20 protein-coding genes are annotated in these 23,808 nt (G+C 68.0%); 8 read left to right on the top strand and 12 right to left on the bottom strand.

All coding sequences use genetic code 11. From position 1 onward, the window contains the following. Window positions 1–25 precede the first annotated feature (25 nt). Together I6H87_RS22275 and I6H87_RS22280 are read left to right on the top strand one after the other, a co-directional pair. On the top strand, window positions 26–1,288 hold the full coding sequence (locus I6H87_RS22275; RefSeq protein ID WP_010811717.1) for a YeaH/YhbH family protein: 1,263 nt from the start codon (window positions 26–28) through the stop codon (window positions 1,286–1,288). Between the two features lie 135 nt (window positions 1,289–1,423). Then, window positions 1,424–2,977: a SpoVR family protein gene (locus tag I6H87_RS22280; protein WP_010811716.1), complete on the top strand. Its 1,554-nt coding sequence runs from the start codon at window positions 1,424–1,426 to the stop codon at window positions 2,975–2,977. 31 nt (window positions 2,978–3,008) lie between these two features. On the opposite strand, the gene I6H87_RS22285 is transcribed toward I6H87_RS22280, so the two are convergent. From I6H87_RS22285 to I6H87_RS22305, 5 genes are read right to left on the bottom strand one after another with little or no spacing between them, the layout of a single operon-like run. Then, window positions 3,009–4,007 carry an acyl-CoA dehydrogenase family protein gene (locus tag I6H87_RS22285; RefSeq protein WP_011616761.1) on the bottom strand — a complete coding sequence of 333 codons (999 nt, stop codon included), beginning with the start codon at window positions 4,005–4,007 and terminating at the stop codon, window positions 3,009–3,011. Between the two features lie 39 nt (window positions 4,008–4,046). Beyond that, a complete protein-coding gene (locus I6H87_RS22290; RefSeq protein ID WP_011616762.1) occupies window positions 4,047–5,207 on the bottom strand; it encodes an acyl-CoA dehydrogenase family protein in 1,161 nt (386 codons plus the stop codon). Between the two features lie 40 nt (window positions 5,208–5,247). Then, window positions 5,248–6,237 carry a tripartite tricarboxylate transporter substrate binding protein gene (locus I6H87_RS22295; RefSeq protein ID WP_010811713.1) on the bottom strand — a complete coding sequence of 330 codons (990 nt, stop codon included), beginning with the start codon at window positions 6,235–6,237 and terminating at the stop codon, window positions 5,248–5,250. Between the two features lie 50 nt (window positions 6,238–6,287). Continuing rightward, the gene (locus I6H87_RS22300; protein ID WP_010811712.1) at window positions 6,288–6,749 is read right to left on the bottom strand and encodes a MaoC family dehydratase; all 462 of its coding nucleotides are present in this window, start codon (window positions 6,747–6,749) and stop codon (window positions 6,288–6,290) included. Then, window positions 6,746–7,969, bottom strand: coding sequence for a CaiB/BaiF CoA transferase family protein (locus I6H87_RS22305; protein ID WP_011616763.1), 1,224 nt, complete (start codon window positions 7,967–7,969; stop codon window positions 6,746–6,748). The genes I6H87_RS22300 and I6H87_RS22305 overlap by 4 nt, the downstream gene beginning before the upstream one ends. Before the next feature lie 106 nt (window positions 7,970–8,075). Here I6H87_RS22305 and I6H87_RS22310 point away from each other — a divergent pair, with 106 nt between their 5' ends. After that, window positions 8,076–8,966 carry a LysR family transcriptional regulator gene (locus I6H87_RS22310; RefSeq protein WP_011616764.1) on the top strand — a complete coding sequence of 297 codons (891 nt, stop codon included), beginning with the start codon at window positions 8,076–8,078 and terminating at the stop codon, window positions 8,964–8,966. Window positions 8,967–8,985: 19 nt separating this feature from the next. Here I6H87_RS22310 and I6H87_RS22315 read toward each other — a convergent pair whose 3' ends face one another. Continuing rightward, window positions 8,986–10,182 (bottom strand): helix-turn-helix transcriptional regulator, encoded by a 1,197-nt coding sequence (locus I6H87_RS22315; protein WP_010811709.1) that lies wholly within the window; start codon window positions 10,180–10,182, stop codon window positions 8,986–8,988. Between the two features lie 446 nt (window positions 10,183–10,628). Between I6H87_RS22315 and I6H87_RS22320 the strand changes: the two genes are divergently transcribed. Continuing rightward, on the top strand, window positions 10,629–10,883 hold the full coding sequence (locus I6H87_RS22320) for a FitA-like ribbon-helix-helix domain-containing protein (protein WP_010811708.1): 255 nt from the start codon (window positions 10,629–10,631) through the stop codon (window positions 10,881–10,883). Further along, window positions 10,880–11,308 carry a type II toxin-antitoxin system VapC family toxin gene (locus tag I6H87_RS22325; protein WP_011616765.1) on the top strand — a complete coding sequence of 143 codons (429 nt, stop codon included), beginning with the start codon at window positions 10,880–10,882 and terminating at the stop codon, window positions 11,306–11,308. The genes I6H87_RS22320 and I6H87_RS22325 overlap by 4 nt, the downstream gene beginning before the upstream one ends. A 27-nt stretch (window positions 11,309–11,335) precedes the next feature. Here I6H87_RS22325 and I6H87_RS22330 read toward each other — a convergent pair whose 3' ends face one another. Further along, complete coding sequence (locus I6H87_RS22330) at window positions 11,336–13,705, bottom strand: mechanosensitive ion channel family protein (protein ID WP_041688010.1); 2,370 nt, start codon at window positions 13,703–13,705, stop codon at window positions 11,336–11,338. A gap of 264 nt (window positions 13,706–13,969) precedes the next feature. On the opposite strand from I6H87_RS22330, the gene I6H87_RS22335 reads away from it, so the two are divergent. The 3 genes from I6H87_RS22335 (at window position 13,970) to I6H87_RS22345 (ending at window position 17,798) form a co-directional block, all read left to right on the top strand. After that, the gene (locus I6H87_RS22335) at window positions 13,970–14,752 is read left to right on the top strand and encodes an SDR family NAD(P)-dependent oxidoreductase (RefSeq protein WP_011616767.1); all 783 of its coding nucleotides are present in this window, start codon (window positions 13,970–13,972) and stop codon (window positions 14,750–14,752) included. Between the two features lie 76 nt (window positions 14,753–14,828). Beyond that, a complete protein-coding gene (locus I6H87_RS22340; protein ID WP_011616768.1) occupies window positions 14,829–16,412 on the top strand; it encodes a fatty acid--CoA ligase in 1,584 nt (527 codons plus the stop codon). 147 nt (window positions 16,413–16,559) lie between these two features. After that, on the top strand, window positions 16,560–17,798 hold the full coding sequence (locus tag I6H87_RS22345) for a TetR/AcrR family transcriptional regulator (RefSeq protein WP_010811703.1): 1,239 nt from the start codon (window positions 16,560–16,562) through the stop codon (window positions 17,796–17,798). Between the two features lie 14 nt (window positions 17,799–17,812). Here the strand turns inward: I6H87_RS22345 and I6H87_RS22350 are convergent, their stop codons facing one another. From I6H87_RS22350 to I6H87_RS22370, 5 genes are all read right to left on the bottom strand, one after another. Continuing rightward, window positions 17,813–18,823 (bottom strand): ABC transporter ATP-binding protein, encoded by a 1,011-nt coding sequence (locus I6H87_RS22350; RefSeq protein ID WP_041688337.1) that lies wholly within the window; start codon window positions 18,821–18,823, stop codon window positions 17,813–17,815. Window positions 18,824–18,869: 46 nt separating this feature from the next. Continuing rightward, the gene (locus I6H87_RS22355) at window positions 18,870–19,871 is read right to left on the bottom strand and encodes an ABC transporter ATP-binding protein (protein WP_011616770.1); all 1,002 of its coding nucleotides are present in this window, start codon (window positions 19,869–19,871) and stop codon (window positions 18,870–18,872) included. A 24-nt stretch (window positions 19,872–19,895) separates the two neighbouring features. Then, the gene (locus I6H87_RS22360; RefSeq protein ID WP_010811700.1) at window positions 19,896–21,563 is read right to left on the bottom strand and encodes an ABC transporter substrate-binding protein; all 1,668 of its coding nucleotides are present in this window, start codon (window positions 21,561–21,563) and stop codon (window positions 19,896–19,898) included. A gap of 126 nt (window positions 21,564–21,689) precedes the next feature. Continuing rightward, entirely contained in the window at window positions 21,690–22,607 is a 918-nt protein-coding gene (locus tag I6H87_RS22365) for an ABC transporter permease (RefSeq protein WP_010811699.1), read from the bottom strand. Next, on the bottom strand, window positions 22,607–23,563 hold the full coding sequence (locus I6H87_RS22370; RefSeq protein ID WP_011616772.1) for an ABC transporter permease: 957 nt from the start codon (window positions 23,561–23,563) through the stop codon (window positions 22,607–22,609). The genes I6H87_RS22365 and I6H87_RS22370 overlap by 1 nt, the downstream gene beginning before the upstream one ends. Between the last annotated feature and the right edge of the window lie 245 nt (window positions 23,564–23,808).

Genomic DNA, 23,808 nt, shown 5'->3' on the forward strand with positions numbered 1-23,808 from the left:
ACAGGTCTCTCAACGAGGGCAACATATGGCTACGGTCATCGATCGGCGCGAGAACGGCGGCAACAAGAGTGCCGTCAACCAGCAACGTTTCATCAAGCGCTACCGCGAGCAGATCCGGCAAGCGGTGGCAAAGGCGGTGTCCGGCCGGAAGATCATGGACATCGAGCAGAGCGGCCAGGTGTCCATTCCGGTCAAGGACATCTCCGAACCGATCTTCCACCACGGCCCGGGCGGGCGGCGCGAGTGGATTCACCCTGGCAACAAGAAATTCGTCAAGGGTGATTCCTTCGACCGCCAGCAGCAGGGCGGTGGCGGGACCGGTTCGCGCGCCAGCGACAGCGGCGAAGGCGAAGACGATTTCGTCTTCACGCTGTCGCGCGAGGATTTCCTGAACTTCTTCTTCGAGGACATGGCGCTGCCGGACCTGGCCAAGCGCCACCTCGCCAAGATCGCCGAGGTGCGCAAGGTGCGCGCCGGCTTTTCCATCGACGGCACGCCGTCCAACCTGTCGATCCTGCGCACCATGCGCAGTTCGCTGGGGCGGCGCATCGCCTTGTCCAGCCCTTACCAGAAGCGCCTGCGCGAGCTGGAGCTGGACTACAGCGAGGCGCTGGAAAAGGACGGCCCCTACGCCGAAGGCACGCTCGAGCTGATGGAGAAGATGCGGCACCTGCGTGCCTGCATCGACCGCGTGCCGTTTATCGAGAAGCTCGACCTGCGCTACAACAACCGCGTGCTGAAGAAGCGCCCCCAGGCCCAGGCGGTGATGTTCTGCCTGATGGACGTGTCCGGCTCGATGGACGAGAGCCGCAAGGACCTGGCCAAGCGCTTCTTCATGCTGCTGTACCTGTTCCTGAAGCGCAACTACGAGCGCATCGACGTGGTGTTCATTCGCCATCACACGGTGGCGAAGGAAGTCGATGAGGAAGACTTCTTCCACTCGCGCGAGTCCGGTGGTACCGTGGTATCCAGTGCGCTGAAGCTGATGGTGGAAGTGATCCACGACCGCTATCCGCCCAGCCAGTGGAATATCTACTGCGCGCAGGCGTCAGACGGCGATAACTGGGCCGGTGATTCCGAGTTGTGCGGACGCCTGCTGCGCGATTCGATCCTGCCGCTGGTCCAGTACTATGCATATGTTGAAGTCGCATCGGAAGAGCCGCAGAACCTCTGGGAAGAGTATCTGACGGTCAAGGGACAGTTCGATCACTTTGCGATGCAGCGCATCATCGGTGCGGACGAGATCTACCCGGTGCTGCACGACCTGTTCCAGAAGCGCGCAGCATAGGTTGGCGCCGATCCTGGCCTTCCTCGCGGGGGGCCACAGTGAAGGCAAATGGCGAGGCAACGCGGACCACGCGGCGCGGCGATGCCGTGCGCGCCGGACGGGTCTGGCGCCTTGCCCGGGCAACAAGGGGCGAAGATGGCTTATCTCTCCACGGGTTCGGAATGGACCTTCGAGCTGATCAAACGGTATGACCGCGAGATCGCCCGCATCGCCGGCGAATTCGGGCTGGATACCTATCCCAACCAGATCGAGATCATCACCGCCGAGCAGATGCTCGACGCCTACGCGTCGGCGGGGCTGCCGGTCGGCTACAGCCACTGGTCCTACGGCAAGCACTTCCTGGCGTCCGAGCGCAGCTACCAGCGCGGCCACATGGGGCTGGCCTACGAGATCGTCATCAACTCCAATCCCTGCATCGCCTACCTGATGGAGGAGAACACCATGCCGATGCAGGCGCTGACGATCGCGCACGCCTGCTACGGCCACAACTCCTTCTTCAAGGGCAACTACCTGTTCCGCACCTGGACCAACGCGGACGCCATCGTGGATTACCTGCTGTTTGCCAAGAACTACGTGGCCGAGTGCGAGCAGCGTTACGGCGAGCGTGAGGTTGAACTGCTGCTGGACTCTTGCCACGCCTTGCAGAACTATGGCGTGGACCGCTACAAGCGGCCCAAGAAGCTGTCCATCACCGAGGAAAAGGCGCGCCAGGCCGATCGCGAGAACTACCTGCAGATGCAGGTCAACGACCTGTGGCGCACCCTGCCCAAGCACCGGCCGCATGCGCTGGCGTCGGAGGACGAGGCGTCCGAGGGGGAAATCATCTTTCCGCCCGAGCCGCAGGAGAATCTGCTGTACTTCATCGAGAAGAACGCGCCCAAGCTGGCCTCGTGGCAGCGCGAGATCGTGCGCATCGTGCGCAAGATCGCGCAGTATTTCTATCCGCAGCGCCAGACCAAGGTCATGAACGAAGGCTGGGCCACGTTCTGGCACTACACCATCATCAACCAGCTGTACGAGGAAAAGCTGGTCAACGATGCGTTCATGATGGAGCTGCTGCAGGCGCATACCAACGTGATTTACCAACCGCCGTACAACAGCCCCTATTACAGCGGCATGAATCCCTACACGGTCGGTTTCCTGATGTTCCAGGACCTGCGCCGCATGTGCGAGAACCCGACCGAAGAGGACTACCGCTGGGCCCCGGAGTTTGCCGGCAGCGACTGGCGCAAGACGCTGGACTTTGCCATGCGCAACTTCAAGGACGAGAGCTTCCTGCTGCAGTTCCTGTCGCCGCGCGTGATCCGCGAGCTGAAGCTGTTCTCGGTGCTGGACGATGACCGCGAAGGCAAGCTGCGCGTCACCGCGATCCACAACGATGAAGGCTACCGCGCGATCCGCCAGCTGATGGCGGCGCAATATGACCTCTCCAGCATGGAGCCCAATATCCAGGTCACCAATGTCGACGTGGGCGGCGACCGCTCGCTGACGCTGCGGCACCTGCAGAACGACCGCCGGCCGCTGGCGCACAACTTCGACGAGGTGATCCGGCACGTGACCCGGCTGTGGGGCTTCACCGTGCGGCTCGAGGTCGCCTACGAGGACGGCCGCACCGAGCTGAAATATGAGTGCAAGCCGGAGCGGCGCCACCGCCGCCCGCACGGCGGCGGCCTCAGCCTGGCCGCCTGATCCCGCGATTGCCGGGGTTAGGCCCGGCCGCTCAGGCGGCGGGCGCGGGCTCGCACCATTCGCGCACCAGCTCCACCGCGTTGCGGCCGGCGCTGGCGCATACCTGCTCGCCCAGCATCCGGCTCCACCAGCGCTCTGACCCGTCCGCCACGCGCCACGCATGCAGCCGGCGCGTATAGAGTTGCAGGTCGTATTCCTCAGTGATCCCGATGGCGCCGTGCACGGCGTGAGCGATGGCGGCCACCGGCGTGACCGCGTCGCTGGCGCGCAGCTTGCCGATGGCCGCGCGCAGCCGGTCGGGCGTGCCGGTGCCGCTGTCGCAGGCCAGCTGTGCGGCCACGCGTGCGGCGGCGACATGCTCGGCCATCTCGCTGACCTGGTGCTGGATCGCCTGGAACTTGCCGATGGCGCGCCCGAACTGCTGGCGGTCGTTGGCGTACTGCAGGGTCAGGTCGAGCACGTGCGACAGCGCGCCGGCCAGCTGCGCCGTGTGCAGGCAGGCGCCCAGCGTGCGCAGGGTGCCGGCGGGCAGTGAAAACGCCGCTGGCGCCGAGGCGTCAGGGCGCGGCACGCGCAGCGTCAGGTCGTGATGGGCGCCGGTCGCTTCGGCGCGGGCATCGGCCGCCGACAGCAGCAGGCAACGCTCGCCGTCCTGCAGCAGGAACCACTGCGCATGGCGGGCGTCGGCCACCAGCGCCGCGCCGGCGCCGTCTTCAAAGCCGGCGAGTGCGACCGGGCCGGCGGGCAGGGCGATGCCATGCGCCTGCAGCAGCGCGCGCGCAAAGATGGTCTGCGCCAGCGGCAACGGCAAGGCGTGGCGGCCGGTGGCAAAGAGCACCGGCGCCAGCTCGCGCAGCGGCAGCGCGGCACCGCCGGCTGATTCGGGCAGCAGGCAATCGGCAAAGCCGCTTTCCAGCAGCGCTTGCCACAGCGGCTGCGGGTCGGCCTGCTGTTCCAGCGCGCGCACGGTGGCGGGTGGGCAGCAGTCGCGCAGCAGCGCGTCGAGGGCGTCGGAATAGGCGTTATGCATGGGGTATCTCGTTCAGGATGGCGGTCGACGGGGGCGGATTCAGCGCAGGCCGAGCCCGCGCGCGATCATGCCGCGCAGGATTTCGCGGGTGCCGCCGCGCAGCGAGTACGACGGCGCGATCTGCGTGACATAGGCCAGGGTGCGGTACAGCGCCCCATCGGCCGCCAGGGCGGGTTCATCACCGAGCGCGGCTTCCACCAGCGCGGGGATCGACTGCTCGAAGGTCGTGCCCAGGTCCTTCACCAGCGCGGCCTCCACCACCGGGCTTTCACCGGCGGCCAGCCGCGACGTGACGGCCAGCGACATGGCGCGCAGCACCGCCAGGTGGCCGGCGAGCCGGCCCGCGGTCACCGTGTCGCGGCGTGCCGGCGGCAGCCGGCGCATGGCGTCGAGCCAGGTGTCGAGCAGCACCACGCTGGAGTAGAGGCGCTCCGGGCCGCTGCGCTCGAACGCCAGCTCGGCGTTGACCTGCTCCCAGCCGCTGCCTTCCTGGCCGACCAGCGCGTCCGGGGCCAGCGCCGCGTCGTCGAAGGTGACTTCGGAGAAGTGCGCGTCGCCCGCCAGGTCGTGGATCGGCCGCACCGTCACGCCCGGTGCGTGCAGATCGACGATGAACTGCGACAGTCCGGCCTGCCGGTCCTGCGGCATGCCCGAGGTGCGCACCAGCGCGATCATGAAGTGGCAGCGGTCGGCATTGGTAGTCCAGATCTTGCGGCCGTTCAGGCGCCAGCTGCCGTCCGCCTGGCGCACCGCGCGCGTGGCCACGCTGGCCAGGTCCGAGCCGGAGTTGGGCTCGCTCATGCCGATGCAGAAGAAGGCCTCGCCGCGGCTGATCGCGGGCAGGTAGCGCGCCTTCTGCGCGTCGTTACCGTAGCGCAGGATCAGCGGGCCGCTCTGGCGGTCGGCGATCCAGTGCGCCGACACCGGCGCGCCGCAGGCCAGCAGTTCTTCCACCAGCACGAAACGCGAAAACGGGTCCAGGCCCGCACCGCCGAACTGCGCCGGCAGTGTGATGCCGACCCAGCCGCGCGCGGCCAGCGCCCGGCTGAAGGCGGCGTCAAAGCCCATCCACGAGCGCGCGCGCGTTTCCGGCGGCAGCGCGGGCAGGTGTTCATCGAGAAAGGCCCGCACCTCGCCGCGGAACGCCACGGCGTGCGGCGGCAGGGAGGTCAGGCCGAAAGTGGAAAGCAATGCGGTCACGGTGAAATCCTGTGTCTGGTATTGGCTGGTGCCAGCGGTCTCAGTCCAGCGTCGCGCCTGAATCCTTCACGACCTTCTGCCAGCGCGTCATTTCCGCGCTGAGGTAGGCGGCGTAGGCCTCCGGGGTCGATCCGCGCGGCTCCGCCCCCTGCGCGGCCAGGCTTGCGCGCGTCTCGGGGTGGGCCAGCGCCTTGGTGGCGGCGGCATTGAGCTTGCGCACGATCTCGGCCGGTGTCCTGGCCGGCACCATCATGCCCTGCCAGGCGCCGACCTCGAAGCCCGGCTGCACGGTTTCGGCAAGGGTGGGCACGTCCGGCAACTGGGCGCTGCGCGTGGTGCTGGTGACGGCCAGCGCGCGCATGCGCTTGTCGCGGATGAAGGGCAGCGATGAATTGATGGTGTCGGCCATGAACTGCACCTGTCCGCTGGCCAGGTCGGTCAGTGCCGGCGCGCTGCCCTTGTAGGGCGCATGCACTGCCGACAGACCGTTGGCCTGCAGGAACATGAAGGCCGCCAGGTGCGTCACGTTGCCGTTGCCGGCCGAGCCGTAGGTGAGCTTGTCGGGGTTGGCCTTCAGGTACTGGATGAACTCTTTCACGTTCTGTACCGGCAGCTGCGCGTTGACCTCCAGCACCAGCGGCACCATTGCCGTCAGCGCCACCGGCGCGAAATCGCGTTTCACGTCGTAGCTGAGCTTGCGGTAGAGCGCCGGGCTCAGCGCGATCGACGAGGTGTTGTACAGCACCGTATAGCCGTCGGCCGGCGCCTTGGCGACGATCTCCGCGCCGATATTGCCGTTGGCGCCGGGCCGGTTGTCGACCAGCACCTGCTGGCCGAGCGTCTCGCTCATGCGCCGTGCGATCACGCGCGACACCAGGTCGGTCGGGCCGCCCGGCGGGAACGGCACCACCATGCGGATCGGGTGCGACGGGTAGGCGGCATCGGCCGCCGCCGCCGGCTGCGCCAGCATCGCCGGCAATACGATGGCTGCCGCGGCAGCCAGTGTCGTGATGAAAGTCTTTGCCTTCATGTGCTTGTCTCCTCCATCCATGCAGCCACGCGGCGGATGCCGCCGTGGGTTCAGCGTCCCGCCAGCAACCGGCGCGCGGTGTAGGTCATGACCTGCTCCCCGCGCTGGTTGAACACCTCGATGCGCGAATCCACCACCGCCCGGCCGTTGCGCGAAGTGGGGCGGATGCCGGTCACGGTCACGGTGGCGTGGATGGTGTCGCCCACCACCACCGGGGCGTGGATCTGCTGCGTGAGTTCCAGCATGGCCAGCCCGGTGCCCTGGATCATGGTCTGCAGGATGAAGCCCTCGATCAGCGTGTAGGTCAGCGCCGCCGGCACCGGCCGGCCCTGGATGGCGCCACCGTCATAGCCGGCTTCGATGAAGATGGCCTCGACCATGCCGGTGACGGAGATGAAATTGACCAGGTCGGTCTCGGTCACGGTACGGGCGAAGGTGCGGAAGGCCTGGCCCTCCTGCAGGTCCTGCCAGTAGAAGCCCTGGCCGAGGCGGGGCAGTTCTGCATGCTTCATGGTGTCTCCTTGGCGGGTGCGCAGCGTGCGGCACCGCTTAGTTGCAATTGCGCGATCGCTTCTGCGGACAGTCCCGCCTGGGCCAGCACGCTCGCGGTGTGCTCGCCCAGCCGCGGCGGGATGCCCAGCGGCGCGCGCTGGCTGTCGAAACGCACCGGCGCGCCGGGAAAACGCAGCGTGCCCATGGCCGGGTCTTCGACGGTTTCGAAGAAGCCAGTGGCGGCCAGGTGCGGATCGGCCGGCAGGTCGTCGAGTTCATTGATGCGCGCCACCGGGATCTGCAGGCGTTCGCACAGGTCAACCCAGTGCGCGGTGGTCTGTCCGTGCACGATTTCGCCGGTGAGCTCGTACAGCGTCTCGATATGCCGCGTGCGTGCCGCGATGTCGGCAAAGCGCGCATCGGCGGCCAGCTCGGGGCGCCCGGCGGCGTGGAAGAAGTCGCACCAGTGCGCGTCGGTGTACGGCATCATGCAGACATAGCCGTCGGCGCTGCGGTACGGGCGGCGCAGCGGTGCCAGCACGCGCGGATAGCCGCTGGGGCCGCGCGGCGGCTCGAAATGGCGGCCGTAGAAGTGCTCGACCAGGTTGAAGGCGACCATGGATTCGAACATCGGCACTTCGACCAGCGTGCCGTGGCCGCTGCCGCCATCGGCATTGCGCCGCGCGCGCCCGGCCAGCGCCGCGCAGACCGACAGCGCGGCCACCAGCCCGCTGGTCTTGTCCGCGGCGATGGTAGGGAAGTAGCGGCTGTCGCCGGTTTGCGCCGCCATCAGCGCGGCATTGCCCGACAGGCCCTGGATGATGTCGTCGTACGCCGGGCGGCCGCCATAGGGGCCTTCCTCGGCAAAGCCGAGCAGGCTGACAAAGACCAGCTCCGGGTGGCGCGCCCGCACGTCGTCGGGTGCCAGCCCCAGTGCGGCCAGCTTTTGCGGGCGCATGCTGTGCATCAGCACGTCGGCGCCGGCCAGCACGCGGTCCAGCGCGGCCTGCGCGGCCGGCTGCTTCAGGTCCAGCACCACGCTGCGCTTGCTGCGGTTCACGCCCAGGAAAATGGCCGCCATGCCGGGCTCGGCGGCGGGGCCGGTGCGGCGCGTGGAATCGCCTTCGGGCGGCTCGACCTTGATCACCTCGGCGCCAAGGTCGGCCAGCCACTGGCTGGCATACGGCCCCATCACCACGGTGGACAGGTCGACCACGCGGATGCCTGCAAGCGGCAGCATGTTGTCTCCGATCTTGTTGACTGTGGGGCACAGGGTAGATCAGCAGGCGAGGCTTGGTCTAATATTAGTTTTTTAGAAATCGATATTCACAGGATATTAACGAGCCATGGACTTCCGCCAGCTGCAGCAGTTCGTCGCCCTGGCCGAGACGGGCAACTTCCACCGCGCCGCTGAACGCCTGCACATGGCGCAGCCGCCGCTTTCCATTTCCATCCGCAAGCTCGAGGACCAGCTTGGCACGGCGCTGTTCGTGCGCACCTCGCGCGGGGTGAGGCTGACGCAGGCGGGCGAGGCTGCGCTGCACGATGCGCGCCGTGCACTGTTCCATGCGCAGCAGGCACGTGCCGCCGCGATCGCCGCGGGGCAGGGCGAGCGCGGCGCGCTGCGCATCGGCTTTATCGGCTCGGCGACGTATGCGCTGCTGCCCAAGCTGATCCCGGCGTTCCGCGCGGCGCATCCCGGCATCGAGCTGATCCTGCATGAATCCACCACCGCCGCGATCCTGGACCGCCTGGAAAAGCACCAGATCGACGCCGGCCTGGTGCGCTTTCCGATCCTGAACACCGGCAACTATTCGCTGACGCCGCTGGAAAACGACGTCTTTGTCGCGGCAGTCCCGGCTGACAGTCCGCTGGCAGGCGCAGACGCCATCCCGCTGCGCGCGCTTGCGGACGAGCCCTTCATCATGTATCCGGCGGCGCAGGTGCCCAACCTGCACGCGGTGGCAATGCTGCTGTGCCAGCAGGCGGGCTTTGTGCCGCGTGTCACGCAGGAGGCGGTGCAGGTGCAGACCCAGGTCAGCCTGGTCGAGAGCGGGCTTGGCGTGGCCCTGGTGCCGAGCGTGGCGGCGCGCTACGCCAACCGGCGCGTGCGCTTCCTGCCATTGTCCAGCCCGCGGCCGGCCGGGCGCATCGGCATTGCGCTGGCGGCGCGGCCCGATGACGGCGACCGCCAGGTGCAGCGCTTCCTGGCGGCGGCGCAGGCGGCAGTGAACTGATGCGGGGTGGTGCGGCGCCTCAGGCGGCGCGCGGGCGCGGCGCGCGCGGCCGCACAGCCGGGGTCACGCTGGCGCGCTCCAGGTTCACGCCCGGCAGCAGGTGCAGCAGCCGCACCAGCTCTGACTGGCGATGCGTGCCGGTCTTGCGCAGCGTGTCGCGGATATGCACGCGCACGGTGTGGGGAGAGAGAAATTCGCGCTCGGCAATCTCGTTGAGGGTTTCGCCGGCAGCCAGGCGGACCGCGATAATGCTCTCCTTGCGCGACAGCCCGAACAGCGAGGTCAGCACGCCGGCATCCAGCACCGAGCGCGATTCCGAGTTGCCGAACAGCATCATCGCGGCCGGCAGCTGCCACGGGCCCTCCACCGGCTGGCGCGACACCAGCGGCGTGACGATGATCGGCACCGGCTGTCCGCCGGAGGTGATGTGCATCCACGAGCCGGAGGCCGCCTCAGTGCCGCGCGCGCGCATGGCACCGTCAAGCAGCTTGCGCAGCACCGCCTGCAGGGTCTCGCTGTGGGCGCGCAGCACGCCGCCCTGCAGCGACAGGTGGCCGTCGGCCTGCACCAGCGCCTCGGCCCAGCTGTTGGCATAGCGCACGCGCAGGTCGGCCTGCAGCACCATCACGCCGAAGTCCAGCGTATCCAGCCCGGCCAGTCCCAGGCTGGCCAGTCCGCTCAGCTCGAAGTTGCGCTGCTGCATCCGTGCCGCGCGCACCCAGTGCGGCATCACGTGGGCCAGGCGCCGCTCGCGCTGGCCCACGCTGATGCTGCCCGCGCTGGTGCCGCTCATCAGCACGCAAACCTCGGCGTTCTCGATCAGGCGGATGCCTTGTTCCAGTCCGCTGCAGGCCAGCGCAGCCGTGGCCGCATCCGCCATGCCGCCATGGTGCGAGGCCACCAGCGCGGCGGCACCGTCGCAGGCCAGCGCGGGGGCGTCATTGGGGGCGCAGCAAGCGCCCGCATGGGGCAGGTCGAGCGGACCGGGCAGCCAGTCGGGCATGCTGGCGCCGCTGGTGAAGCAGCCGTGCGGGGTCACGCCAAGGCGGGCGTGGCCGGCCAGCTTGTCCCAGATCAGGTAACGCGGGCTGCCTGTGCAGGTGTATCGGGAAAAGAGGTCGAGGGCGGCGGGCATGGCCGCAACGTCCAGCGCGGACTCGTAGATTGAGTCGACCAGACGATGGAAGTCCTCGTCCGTAGTCGGGTGTTCGCCCATGTTCAGATCCCCCCGGTGGCAAACGCCTATTGCTCTGTGCCACGGCAAGTGGCTACATCTTTTTGTGTTATCGGTTCCGTTCTGGCGTTCTGCATCTGCGCCGATACGGATGCTGCTGGCGGCGCGCATTGTCCCGTCATGTCCGCCGTAACGCAATCATGCCAAACAATGTTGTTTGTTTTATCCCCCGTATCGGGGGGGAAAATACGGATTGCACGGCGTAACTCCCCGCCAGGCCAGGCAGGGACGTGATCATGCCGCAGCGCGATGGTAGCGCCCCGGAAAAAAAGGAATTTTCAGCACTGAAATAGTGCGCGACGTTCCACATGCGCCACGATTCTGTTGGCGCTTGTGCCACAGGTTCAACGCAGCAAGAGCACAGTACTTGCTTGGGTGACAGCGTTGGCATAATAATGCAGTCATTGACTGCATTAATGAGGGCAATCATGCCGATCCTGACCGTTAGAAATGTGCCCGACGACGTGCATCGTGCGCTGCGGGTCCGTGCCGCCCGGAACGGACGCAGTACCGAGGCTGAGGTGCGTCAGATCCTGGCCAGCGCGGTGATGCCGCAGAAGCGCGTGCGCCTGGGCGATGCGCTGGCGATGCTTGGCCGCGAGATCGGCCTGTCGAATGCGGACGTTGAAGCGATCGGGCAGGGCAAGGACAAGGCAGCGGCCGAGCCGGTGAGGTTTGAATGATCGTCCTGGATACCAACGTTATTTCCGAGGCCATGAAGCCGGAACCGGCCGATGCCGTGCGCGGCTGGCTCAACGACCAGGCCGCCGAGACCTTGTACCTGTCCAGTGTGACGCTGGCCGAACTGCTGTTCGGCATCGGCGCGCTGCCGGCGGACAGGCGCCGCGCCATGCTGGCCGCTGCGCTGGACGGCCTGGTGACGCTGTTCGAAGGGCGCATCTTGCCGTTCGACACGAATGCGGCCCGGCACTATGCGGAACTCGCCGTTGCCGCCAGAAGCCGTGGCCGCGGCCTTCCCGCGCCGGATGGCTACATCGCCGCGATTGCCGCGGCCAACGGCATGATGGTCGCGACACGGGACGTGTCGCCCTTTGAAGCGGCCGGGCTGCAGGTGCTCAATCCGTGGCAGGCGCCGCCTCCGTCGTGAAGGGGAACGCCCGCGCCAACCGCGTTGCTACTGTCCCTGAATTGTCGGATCAGCCGCCCGTTGGGTGGCTTTTTCGTTGGCGGTTTCCGGATCCAGCAGTTGCGCCGCGCCGCCATCCACCTGGATCGTCAGGCTCGGCGATGCCATGCGGATGTCGTTGGCGTCGAAATTGCGCTTGAGCCGCGCATTGAAGGCGCGCGTGATCTCGGCCTGCATCAGCGGCCGGGTCTTGAACTGTGCCATCACCACCGGGCCGTTCGGGTCGAACCGGTCCAGCCCCAGGACGTCCAGCCCCGACATCAGGTTGCGCGCGTAGCGATGGTCACGCGCCAGTTCGGCGCCGGTGGTGCGGATCAGCTCCAGCGCCTGGTCCAGGTCGCTCTGGTAGGTGATGCCGATGTTGAACACCGCGTAGCCATAGCCGCGCGACAGGTTCTTGACTGCCTTGATCTGGCTGTACGGCAGCGTGTGCAGCGCGCCGCGGCCGTCGCGCAGCTTGACCGTGCGGATGGTCATGGCTTCGACCACGCCGGCGTGGTCCGGCAGCTCGATCGAGTCGCCGATGGCGATGGAGTCCTCGACCACGATGAACAGCCCCGTGATCAGGTCCTGCACCAGGCTTTGCGCGCCGAAGCCGATGGCCAGGCCGACCACGCCCGCGCCGGCCAGCAGCGGCGTCACATTGACGCCCAGGTTGGCCAGCACCGCGATCACCGTGATCACCAGCAGGCCGATGAACGAGGCGTTGCGCACCAGCGGCAGGATGGTCTTGGCCCGCAGGCTGGGCTGCGCGCCGCGCCCGTGCGCCGGCGACAGTGATTGCATGATGGCGGTGTCGATCAGCAGCCAGACCAGCCAGGCCAGCAGCACGGTGCTGGTGACGCTGAAGACCGTCTCGGTGAGATGGCGGCCCGCGGCGGACGACTCGGCCAGGCGCACCAGCGACGTGCCCCAGACGCGCATCACCATCTCGATGAAGACCGCCCAGATCAGCACGCGCACCAGCGCCAGCGCAAAGCGCCCGAAGCGCTGCAGGTAGGCCGAGCGGCGGCGGTCGCGGATGCGCGGCGCGCGCGCGGTGGCCTTGGGCGAGTGCCCCACCACCATCGTCAGCAGCAGCCCGGCGAGGAACAGCGCCACCGATGCCACCGTGCGGCGCAGGAACACATCCGCATTGCCGGTGGCCAGGATGGTGCCGACCACCGATGCCACCACCACCGCCAGCACCGGCAGGTGCCAGGCCTGGCCGGCCAGCCGCAGCAGGTCGGTCACGGCCGGGCGGGCCTGGCGGAAGGCCAGCGGCCGCTGCCCGATCAGCTGGCCGATCTGCCGGCGGAAACACAGCGCGAACGCGCCGATGCCCAGTGCCGCGGCGATATTGGCCACGGTGGCCACCAGCGCGCACAGGTTGGTGCCGAGCACGGCGATCACGCGGCTGTCGGTGGCGCCGTCGCCCAGTGCTGCCAGCGCCCCTGTGCAGAACAGCAGCCACGGTGAGTGCGCCAGCAGTTGCCGCACCGCCAGCTGCCGGTGCGCGGTGCGGAACAGCGTGAAGATGACCTGGCACACCGCTGCCGCGATCGCACCGGCCACGATCGCATACGCCACCAGCACGGCGGCGACGCTGGCTGGCGATTGGGCAAACATGTGTTGGGCCAGCAGCAACGTCAGCCCGAATGCCACCACCCACGGCCCGATATGGCGCAGCATGAAGACGCCGACGTCGACCCACGATGGCAGCTCGGGCAGCTTGCCGCGCTCGGCGCGCGTGGGTTTGCCCGCGCGCCGGCGCCGGATGCGGTGGCCGATCTCCCACAAGGCCCCGCCGCTCACCGCCCAGACTGTCAGCACCAGCGCGAATTCACGCAGCGAGGCCAGCGTCGTGCCGGTGCCGTTGTGGCTGAGCGCGGCGTGCCATTCCTCGCCCGCGAAGCGCGTGCGCCAGCGCCAGAACTGCCACGGGCCGCGATCCTCGCGCAGATGGGAATCGACTTCGTCCAGCACTTCAGCGACGGCACCGATCAGGCCGGGCGCGGAGGCGCCGGCCGGGGCTGCCGCGGCGGAGGCGGGCGCGGCCCCGGAGGCACCCAGCCCCTGGCGCATGGTTTGCAGCTGGCCCACCAGGGCGCGCCGCTCGCCGTCGTTCTGCAGCGTGGCGATCACCTGGTCCAGCGACTGCGCCAGCGGCACGCTGGCGGCGGGTGCGCTGGCCGGCGCCGCGGGTTTCTCCGCCTTGCCCAGCAGTGCCGCGAGGGAGCCGGCCGGGGTGGCGTGCGCCGGGATGGCGCACAGCAGCGTCAACAGCGCGGCCAGCATGGCGAGCGCACGCAGCACCGGCTGCAAGGCGGCATGCCAGCGGTGCGCAGGGGTGGGGGCGTGGTGTTCGGGTTTGTGCATGGTTCGTAGTCGGTTGCCGGTGCCGGGCGGCGCCGGAATGGCCGTCGATCGCGTCACTGTAGCGCATCGGTCGCGCCGGGTGCCGGAGCGCGCCGCAGGCCCGCGCCATCCTCATTCGTCGCTTCGGACGATGCGTGGCAACGGCCGATCCACGAATCTCGACCCCACTCCGGTACAGGCGATTCTTGCGCCTGCCGGCTTTATCAGACCGCGGGGCCGCGCTGGATCCGGCCGGGCCAGGAACAAGAGACAAGGGAAAGACATATGGAACTCAATGCATCGGTATCGGCAGTGGTGACGGGGGGCGCTTCGGGCCTGGGCGCGGCGACGGCACGTGCGCTGGCAGCGCAGGGCGTGCGCGTGGCGCTGTTCGACCTCAACGTGGAGAAGGGCGAAGCGCTGGCGCGTGAACTGGGCGGCGTGTTCTGCCAGGTCAACGTCACCTCAGAGGCCGAGGTCGAGGCCGGCTTTGCCAGGGCGCGCGCCGCCATCGGCCAGGAACGCATCCTGGTCAACTGCGCCGGCACCGGCAACGCCATCAAGACCGCCTCGCGTTCCAAGGAAGCGCCGGACCAGATCAAGCATTTCCCGACCGATGCCTTCGAGCGCATCATCCAGATCAACCTGATCGGCACCTTCCGCTGCATCGCGCGCTCGGCCGCGGGCATGCTGACGCTGGACAGCGCCGGCGGCGAGCGCGGCGTGATCATCAATACCGCGTCGGTGGCGGCGCAGGACGGCCAGATGGGCCAGGCCGCGTACTCGGCATCGAAGGCCGGCGTGGTCGGCATGACGCTGCCGATCGCGCGCGACCTGGCGGGCGAAGGCATCCGCGTCAACACCATCCTGCCGGGCATCTTCAATACCCCGCTGCTGCAGGGCGCGGCAGAGAACGTCAAGGCCGCGCTGGCGGCTTCGGTGCCGTTCCCCAAGCGCCTGGGGCAGCCGGAAGAGTTCGCCTCGCTGGCCGTCGAGATGTGCCGCAACGGCTATTTCAACGGCGAGTCGGTGCGCCTCGACGGCGCCATCCGCATGGCGCCGCGCTGAGCGTAGCGCCAGCACATCGTCGTGTCCGGGCCCCGCGCACCGCTGGTCCGGACACTATCAAAATCAGGAGACGCGGATGGACTTCAGCTATCTGACGACACTGCCCCACGCGGTACGCCACTTCGCGCGCCTGCGGCCCGAGGCGGTGGCGTATGCGTTCGAAGGCCGGCAGACCACCTATGCCGGGTTCGAGCGGAACACCAATCGCGTGGCCCAAGCCCTGCTGGCTGAAGGCGCCGGGGTCGGCGAGCGCATTGGCTATATCGGCAAGAACAGCGACCACTATTTCGAGCTGCTGCTTGGCGCGTCCAAGATCGGCGCGGTGATGACGCCGGCCAGCTGGCGCCTGGCGCCGCCCGAGGTGGAATTCATCCTCGGCCATTGCGATGCCGTGGTGCTCTTCGTCGGGGCGGAATCGGCGGCAATGGTCCGGAACCTGCTGCCCGCGCTGCCGATGGTGCGCAAGGTGGTGGTGATGGAGCCGTGCGCCGGGCAAGGCGAGTGGCAGTGCTACACCGACTGGCGCGACGCGCAGCCGGACACGCCGCCCGCGCACCAGCCAGCCGCGCATGACGTGCTGCTGCAGCTGTACACATCCGGCACCACCGGCCGGCCCAAGGGCGCGATGCTCACGCACCGCAACCTGACCATCGGCACCGAAGTGAGCGAGCGCGAGAACCTGCTCTGGTCGCACTGGGTCGCCGACGATGTTTCGCTGGTGGCGATGCCGGTGGCGCATATCGGCGGCTCCGGCTGGGGCCTGCGCAACCTGCTGTCCGGTGCCAAGGGCGTGGTCGCGCGCGAGTTCGATCCGCGCGCGGTGCTCGACTTTATCGAGAAGGAACGCATCAGCAAGCTGTTCCTGGTGCCGGCCGCGATGCAGATCGTGCTGCGCGACCCGCGCGCGCGCCAGGTGGACTACTCGCGCCTGAAGTACCTGCTGTACGGCGCCGCGCCGATTCCCGCGGCGCTGCTGCGCGAGGGCATCGAGGTGTTCGGCTGCGGCTTCGTGCAGCAGTACGGCATGACCGAGACCACCGGCACCATCGTGGCGCTGCCGCCCGAGGACCACACCACCGAGGAAGTGCCGCGCATGCGTGCCGCGGGCAAGCCGCTGCCTGGCGTGGAGATCAAGGTGGTCGACTATGAAGGCCGCCAGCTCGCGCCCGGCGAGGTCGGCGAGCTCGTGGTGCGCTCGCAGCACAACATGGCTGGCTACTGGAAGCAGCCCGAAGAGACCGCGCGCACCATCGACGCCGAAGGCTGGCTGCGCACCGGCGACGCGGGCTACTTGGATGCCGAGGGCTACCTGTACATCCATGACCGCGTCAAGGACATGATCATCAGCGGCGGCGAGAACGTCTATCCGGCCGAGGTCGAAAGCGCGATCTACGGCCACCCGCAGGTGGCCGACGTGGCGGTGGTTGGTGTGCCGGACGAGAAGTGGGGCGAGGCGGTCAAGGCCATCGTCGTGCTCAAGCCGGGACAGGTGCCGGACCAGGCCGGCATCATCGCGTGGACGCGCCAGCGGCTGGCGGGCTTCAAGGTGCCCAAGAGCATCGAGTTTGTCGAGGCGTTGCCGCGCAACCCATCGGGCAAGCTGCTGCGGCGCAAGCTGCGCGAGCCGTTCTGGGAAGGGATGAACCGGCGGGTGAACTGACGCCGGCAAGCAGCAAGCACGAGCCCGCCGTCACTGGCGGGCTTTTGCATTGGCGCGCAGGGAGCGGGGCGCCCGCTATAATCCGCGCAGGCACTGTGCCGCCTCACCACGTCCACTCGCAATATTGCGCGACCACATCCCCCAGCCATGTCCAAGGACCCCGCGCAAGCCCGCCTGACCCGCCGCTATGTCGAAAAGCGCGAGGCCATCCTGGACGCCGCCGCGCGGCGCTTCAACCACCAGGGCGTACGGGGCACCACCTTGTCGGATGTGGCGGAGGACGTGGGCCTGAGCACCAACAGCATCACGTACTACTACCGCAAGAAGGAAGACCTGGTGGTGGCGTGCCTGCTGCGCGCCATCGGCGAGATGGTGGACATCGCTAGTGCGGCCCAGCAGCAGCCGGCGCCGCGCGAACGGGTAAAGGCCTTCATCGCGCTGTTCTTCGAGCGCCTGGCGCGCACCGCCACCGGCGAGCGGCCTGAACTGATGAGTTTTCGCGAGATCCGGGCGCTGCCGGACAGCCATGCCGATATCGCATTCGACGCCTACACCGACATGTTCCGCCGCATCCGCCAGCTGCTGCGCGAGCGCCCGCCGGCCGATCCGGCGCAGCGCAGTGCGCTGAGCGCGCGCGCTCACCTGCTGCTGTCGCTGGCGACCGGCGCGATGTCGTGGGTGGAGCGCTATGAGCCCGAGGACTATCCGAAGGTGGCGCAGACCGTGGTCGACGTGCTGCTGCACGGCATTGCCGCGCCGTCGGCCCGCTGGCATGCGCAGATGGACGTATCCGCGCTGCTGCCTGCGCCGGACAGGCCCGAGACCACGCAGGAGGCGTTCCTGCGCGCCGCGACCGAGCTGCTCAACGAGCAGGGCTATCGCGGCGCGTCGGCCGACCGCATCTCGGCGCGGCTGAACCTGACCAAGGGCGCGTTCTATCACCACAACGAGAACAAGGACGACCTGATCTCGGCCTGCGTCGACCGCATGTTTGCAGTGATCCGCAATACCCAGACGCTGGTGGAGAACGGCCCGGGCACTGGCTGGGACAAGCTGTGCGCGGTGTCGCGGGCGCTGGTGCAATACCAGTTCTCCAGCCAGGGGCCGCTGCTGCGCCTGACCATCTATGGCGCGCTGCCCGAGGACATGCGCAAGGAGAAGATGCTGACCATGAGCCGGCTGTCGGCGCGGATCGTGCGCTTCCTGGTGCTGGGCATGCAGGATGGCTCGATCCGGGCACTGGACCAGTCCATTGCCGCGCTGCAGGTCAACGGCATGATCAATGCCGCGGTGGAGTTGTCCCGCTGGGTGCGCGATGCCCATGCGGACAACGCCGCTGACCTGTTCGTGCGGCCGTTGCTGATGGGGATCCTCTCGGAGCCCTGAGCGCTAGCACACGCTCAAGTGTAGAGGTGGCAGGCCACCATCTGGCCATCCGGCTGCGCCTGCAGCGCCGGGTCTTCGCTGCGGCAACGCGCCATCGCCACCGGGCAGCGGGTATGGAAGCGGCATCCCGACGGCGGATTCATCGGGCTCGGCACCTCGCCCTGCAGCACGATGCGCTTGCGGCTGCGCTCGCCTTCCACGCTGGCCACCGGCACCGCCGACAGCAGCGCCTGGGTGTAGGGATGGCGGGGGCGGGCGTAGAGCGCCTCGCGGCTCGCGATCTCGACGATGCGGCCCAGGTACATCACCGCGATGCGGTCGCTGATATGCCGCACCACGGCCAGGTCGTGCGCGATGAACAGGTAGGACAGGCCAAGCCGCCGCTGCAGCGACATCAGCACGTTGACCACCTGCGCCTGGATCGACACGTCGAGCGCCGACACCGGCTCATCGCAGACGATGACGCTGGGCCCGAGCGCCAGCGCGCGGGCGATGCCGATGCGCTGGCGCTGCCCGCCGGAGAACTCGTGCGGGTAGCGGTCCGCCATATAGGGCAGCAGCCCGACCATGTCCAGCAACTCCGCCACGCGCGCGCGGCGGGCGCTGCGACCGCCGGGGAAATCATGCACCTCCAGCGGTTCGCTGATGATGTCGCTGACCCTCATGCGCGGGTTCAGGGAGCCGAAGGGATCCTGGTAGACCATCTGCACGCTGCGCCGGAATTGCTGCTCCTGCGCCCGCGTGAAGCTGGCCAGGTCGGCGCCGCGGAAGGCGATGCGTCCGGCGCTGGCGGCCAGCATCTTGAGGATGGCAAGCCCGGTGGTGGACTTGCCGCAGCCGCTTTCGCCGACCAGGCCCAGGGTCTCGCCACGGCGCAGCGTGAATGACACGCCGTCGACCGCCCTGACCGAGCCCACCCGGCGCTTGAGCAGCACGCCGCGCGTGACCGGGAAATGCACCTTGAGGTCGTCGATGCGCAGGATCTCATCGCCACTCTGCACGTCGGCCCGCACGTCATGCTGCATGCCCGCCTGCACACCGCCGTTGCCCGTTGCCGGCTCCGCTATCGCTTCAATGGAGTTCATGGAGGAAGCACGCCTTGAAATGTTGGTCGGAAAGCTGCCGCGTGGCCGCGTCCGGCACGCCGAGCAACGGCGGCCGGGCGCTGCGGCACTGGTCGATCGCCTGCTTGCAGCGCGGCAGGAAGGCGCAGCCCGGGCCCAGCGCAGTCAGGTCGGGCGGCTGGCCTTCGATGGGAACCAGCGGCTCCCGGGTGTCGCCGTCAATGCGCGGCACGGAGGCCATCAGCCCGCGTGTGTAGGGGTGGGCGGGCTGCCGGTACAGGGCCTCGGCGGAGGCGGTTTCCACCAGCCTGCCGCCGTACATCACGGCAACCCGGTCGGCATAGCGCGCCACCACGCCCAGGTCATGCGTGATCAGGATCAGTGCCGTGCCCATGCGCTCGGCCAGGTCCTTCAGCAGGTCCAGGATCTGGGCCTGCACGGTGACGTCGAGCGCGGTGGTGGGCTCGTCGGCGATGATCAGCCGCGGCTCGCAGGCCAGCGCCATGGCAATCATCGCGCGCTGCCGCATGCCGCCCGAAAACTGGTGCGGATAGGCTGAAAGCCGGCCCTGGGGCTCGGGGATCTGGACCTTGCCGAGCAGCTCGCCGGCCATCCCCAGCGCGGTCTTCCAGGGCAGGCCGCGATGCAGGTGGATGGGCTCGGCAATCTGCTTGCCGATGGTGAGCGCCGGGTTCATCGACGACATCGGCTCCTGGAAGATCATCGCGATCCGGTTGCCGCGGATGGCACGCATGCCGCGGGGGCCGAGCCTGAGCAAGTCCTGGCCCTCGAACACGATCTCGCCGGAGTCGATCGAACCGCCCGGGGCGGGGATCAGGCCCAGTATCGACAGCGCCGTCACACTCTTGCCCGAGCCGGATTCACCGACGATGGCCAGGGTCTCGCCCGGGGCCACGTCGAACGAGACCTGGTCGACCGCGGTCACCACGCCGCGATCGGTGCGAAAGCGCGTGGTGAGGTCCCTGACCTGCAGGATAGGCTGCGTCATGCGTGTCTCCTCGGGTGGCGCGGCTCAGAAGCCAAGCTTCTTCTTCATGTCCTGGTCGATCCACATGCGTGCATAGATCGGCCCGGGCCGCACCGCGCCCGCGCGCAGCTCGCCGCCGTAGTTGCGCACCCATGGCCACCAGGCGGTGTACATGTAGGGCGTGGGCAGCCAGATATAAGGCGCCTCGGCCAGGATGTCGCGCGTCAGCCCGCGCAGCGCTTCCTGCCGCTTGCCGAGATCGCGCAGCTCAAAGGCGGCTTCGACCCGCTTCGTGTAAGCGTCGTTGCCCCACTGCGCGGCGTTCCATACCTGTCCCGGCACGAAGCTCTTGCGGATCGTGGTGGTGGGATTGGTATGGCCGTTGGCCATCATGTAGCCGGGCGCATTGGTCCGCGTCGTCATCGCGGACAGGAATGCGCCGTACTCCATCGGCTGGATCTCGATGCGCACATTGACCTGTTCCAGGTACGCGGCAATCAGCGGCAGCAGCTCCATATGGTCCGGCGCGCAGGCGCATACCTGCACCTTGAACTTGAAGCCCTTGGGGTAGCCGGCCTCGGCCAGCAGCTTGCGGGCCTTGTCGGGGTTGTAGGTGAAGAGCTCCTTCACGTTCTCAGGCATGGCGCTGAGCGGCTCGAAGTAGCCCTCGTAGTCCGGGTGCTGCGGATAGGCAAACAGCTCCGCGTTGCCGCCGTAGTACTGCTTGACGATCTCCTGCTTGTTGACCGCCATGTTGAGCGCGCGGCGCACGCGGATATCGTTGAAGGGCTTGGTGTCCACGCGCATGGCCAGGTATTGCCCGGTGAAGGACAGCCAGCGCGACCACTGCAGCTGCGGCGCGCTCTTCTTCAGCTCTTCCACCGAGGTCCAGCGTATGCCTTCCATGACGTCGAGCTTGCCCGTGCGCAGCATGGTGTTGCGCGTGGCTTCATCCTTGATGGTGCGCAGTACCATCTTGTCGACGAAGGGCAGCTTGAAATCCTTGCTGCCCACCTTCTCGGTATCCCAGTACAAGGCGTTGCGCGTATAGGTGCTGGCGTTGCCCTGCACGAACTGGGTCAGCTGGAACGGGCCGCTGCCATTGACGTGCTTCCAGTTGCCGGCGCCGGCGGTGGCCACCTCCTTCGGCATGATGCCGGAGTAGTAGCCCCAGCCGAAGCGGTAGTCCCACTCGGCGTTGTACTTGCTGAAGCGGAACAGCACCGTATGCTTGTCCTTCGCTTCCACCTTGGCCAGGTGGTCGAAATAGGTGGGGATCTTCTTCGCGCTTTCGGCCTGGCGCGTGTAGCTGAAGACCACGTCGTCCGCCACCAGTTCGCGCTCTTCCATCACGCCGGGCTTGGCCGGGAACCTGACGCCCTTGCGCAGCCTGACTTCCAGCGTCTGCGGATCGAGCCACTTCCAGCTTTCGGCCAGTTCGCCGCGGATGGCGTCCTCGGGCAGCCACGCGTCGGCCTGGAAGCTGTACTTGCCGCCGAGGCGCCTGGACTTGGACAGGTCGGCCACGAACAGCTGCTCGTAGACCTGGCCGGTGTCGTAGTTCTGCTTCCAGTTCCAGTCGGCGAGGTCCCATGACAGTGCCGAGATGGTCGGGTAGACCGAGCCGATCTCCAGCGTGCCGCCGTATTTGGGCGCGTCGCTCTGCGCGTTGGCCGTGGCCGCGCACAATGCGAGCACCACGCCCGCCAACATCGAGGATGCCTGTGTGTTCAAACCGAAGCCCTCCGTGGTCGACTGCCGTTGGCCCGGCGGCATCGCCGCCGGGAGATTCCGTGCCCCACCGCGCTAGCGGCAGGGGACTGCAATTCGGGACAGGTGCTAGCGTGTGCCGCGCATGCGCGGGTCCAGCAGGTCGCGCAGGGCGTCGCCGTAGATGTTGATCGCGTAGACCACGATGGTGAGGCAGATGCCCGGCGCCAGCGCCAGCCAGGGGCCCTGGAACATGAAGGTGCGCCCATCGCCGGACAGCATGCCGCCCCAGGTCGGCGCGGGCGGCGGCACGCCCAGGCCCAGGAAGGACAGGCCCGATTCCGCCAGGATTGCCGTGCCGACCCGGGTGGTGAACAGCACGATCACCGGGGGCAGCACATTGGGCAGGATATGGCGCCACAGGATGCGCGTGGTGGACGCGCCCATCGACTGCGCGGCGTGGACATACATGTTCTCGCGCACCGAGACCACCGCGCTGCGCACGATGCGCGAGCCGCCGATGCCAAGCAGCAGCCCCAGCGTGCAGACGATCTGCCAGCTGCCCGGGCCCAGCACCGAGACCACCACGATCAGGATCACGAGGTCCGGGAAGCTCATCCAGGCATCGACCATGCGCTGCACGATCAGGTCCAGCTTGCCGCCGAGGTAGCCGGTCAGGATGCCGAGCAGCACCGAGATCGCCGTGGCCAGCGTGGCCGCGCTCAGGCCGATCACCACCGACAGCTGCGCGCCGTACAGGCAGCGCGACAGCATGTCGCGGCCAAGGTTGTCGGTGCCGAACGGATGCGCCCAGGAGGGCGCCTGCAGCCGCTGCAGCATGCTGATCTCGTTCATGCCGTACGGCGCCAGCAGGTCGGCGAACACGCCGCAGAACAGGAAGATGGCGCAGATGACGGCGCCGGCGGCGCCCAGCGGCTTGTCGCGGAACAGCCGCCTGAGCAGCCCGCGGCCGGGCACGGCGCGCCGGACCGGTGCGGCAGCGGCCGCGGGGGCGGCGGGATTGGGGTGCAGGGCGGGCTTGGCCATCAGCGGTGCCTCACTTTCGGATCGAACAGCCCGTAGCTCAGGTCAACGAGCAGGTTGATCAGCATCACCGCGACACCCACCACCAGGAATACGCCGGTGATGACCGGATAGTCGCGCTGGTGCACGGCGTCGAGCAGCAGCAGGCCCATGCCGGGCAGCGCGAAGATCTGCTCGATGATGACCGCGCCGCCGATCAGCAGCGGCGCCTGCAGCCCGATCAGCGTCACCACCGGGATCAGCGCATTGCGCAAGGCGTGGCGCAGCACCACCAGGCGCTCGCTCAGGCCCTTGGCCCAGGCCGTGCGGATATAGTCCTGGCGCAGCACCTCCAGCATCATGGTGCGCGTCATGCGCATGGTGATGGCGGACAGCGCCATGCCCAGCACGATGGCGGGGATCAGCATGTTGCGCACATGCTGCACCGGGTCTTCATGGAAGGGCACGTAGCGGGCCTCGGGCGACCAGCCCCACCAGACCGACGGGAACACCATCACCATGGTGCCTAGCCAGAAGCTGGGGATGGCCAGCATCAGGATGGAGAACGAGCGCGCGATATAGTCGGCGGCGCTGTCCTGGCGGATGGCCGACAGCACGCCGATCGGCAGCGCCACCGACAGCGCCACCACCAGCGCGATCACGCCCAGCGAGAAGGTGGCGGGAATGCGCGCGGTCACCATCGACAGCACCGGCTCGCCCTGCCACAGCGACTGGCCCAGGTCGCCGCGCAGCACGATGCCGCCGACCCAGTGCACATACTGCTGCCACATCGGGCGGTCCATGCCGAGGGCGCGGACCAGGTCTTCACGGGTACGGGTATCGGCGCTGATGTCGTTCTGGCTCAGCATCAGGTCGACCACATCGCCCGGCACCATGCGCACGATGGTGAAGACGATCAGGCTGGCAAACAAGAGCGTGGGAATCAGCGCCAGCAGCCGGCGCAGCACGTAGGCGCTCATCGCAGCCCTGCCTTGGCGCGGCTAGCCGAAACGGAAGATACCGGCAACACGAATCTGCATGATGCTTGGTACATGTCGTCTCCTGTCTTCCGATCCCCTTGCATCCGCCAGCACCGGATCATGCTGCTGAGGGGGAGTGATTTTTTGATATTGCGCCAGTGGCGAAATACCGTTGCGGGTGGTCTTGCGAGGCCGTGATCCCAGCATACTGATCGTTCGAAACGAAAACAACCCGATTGCCGCGC

This window comes from Cupriavidus necator (genome assembly GCF_016127575.1).
Lineage (GTDB): Bacteria > Pseudomonadota > Gammaproteobacteria > Burkholderiales > Burkholderiaceae > Cupriavidus > Cupriavidus necator_D.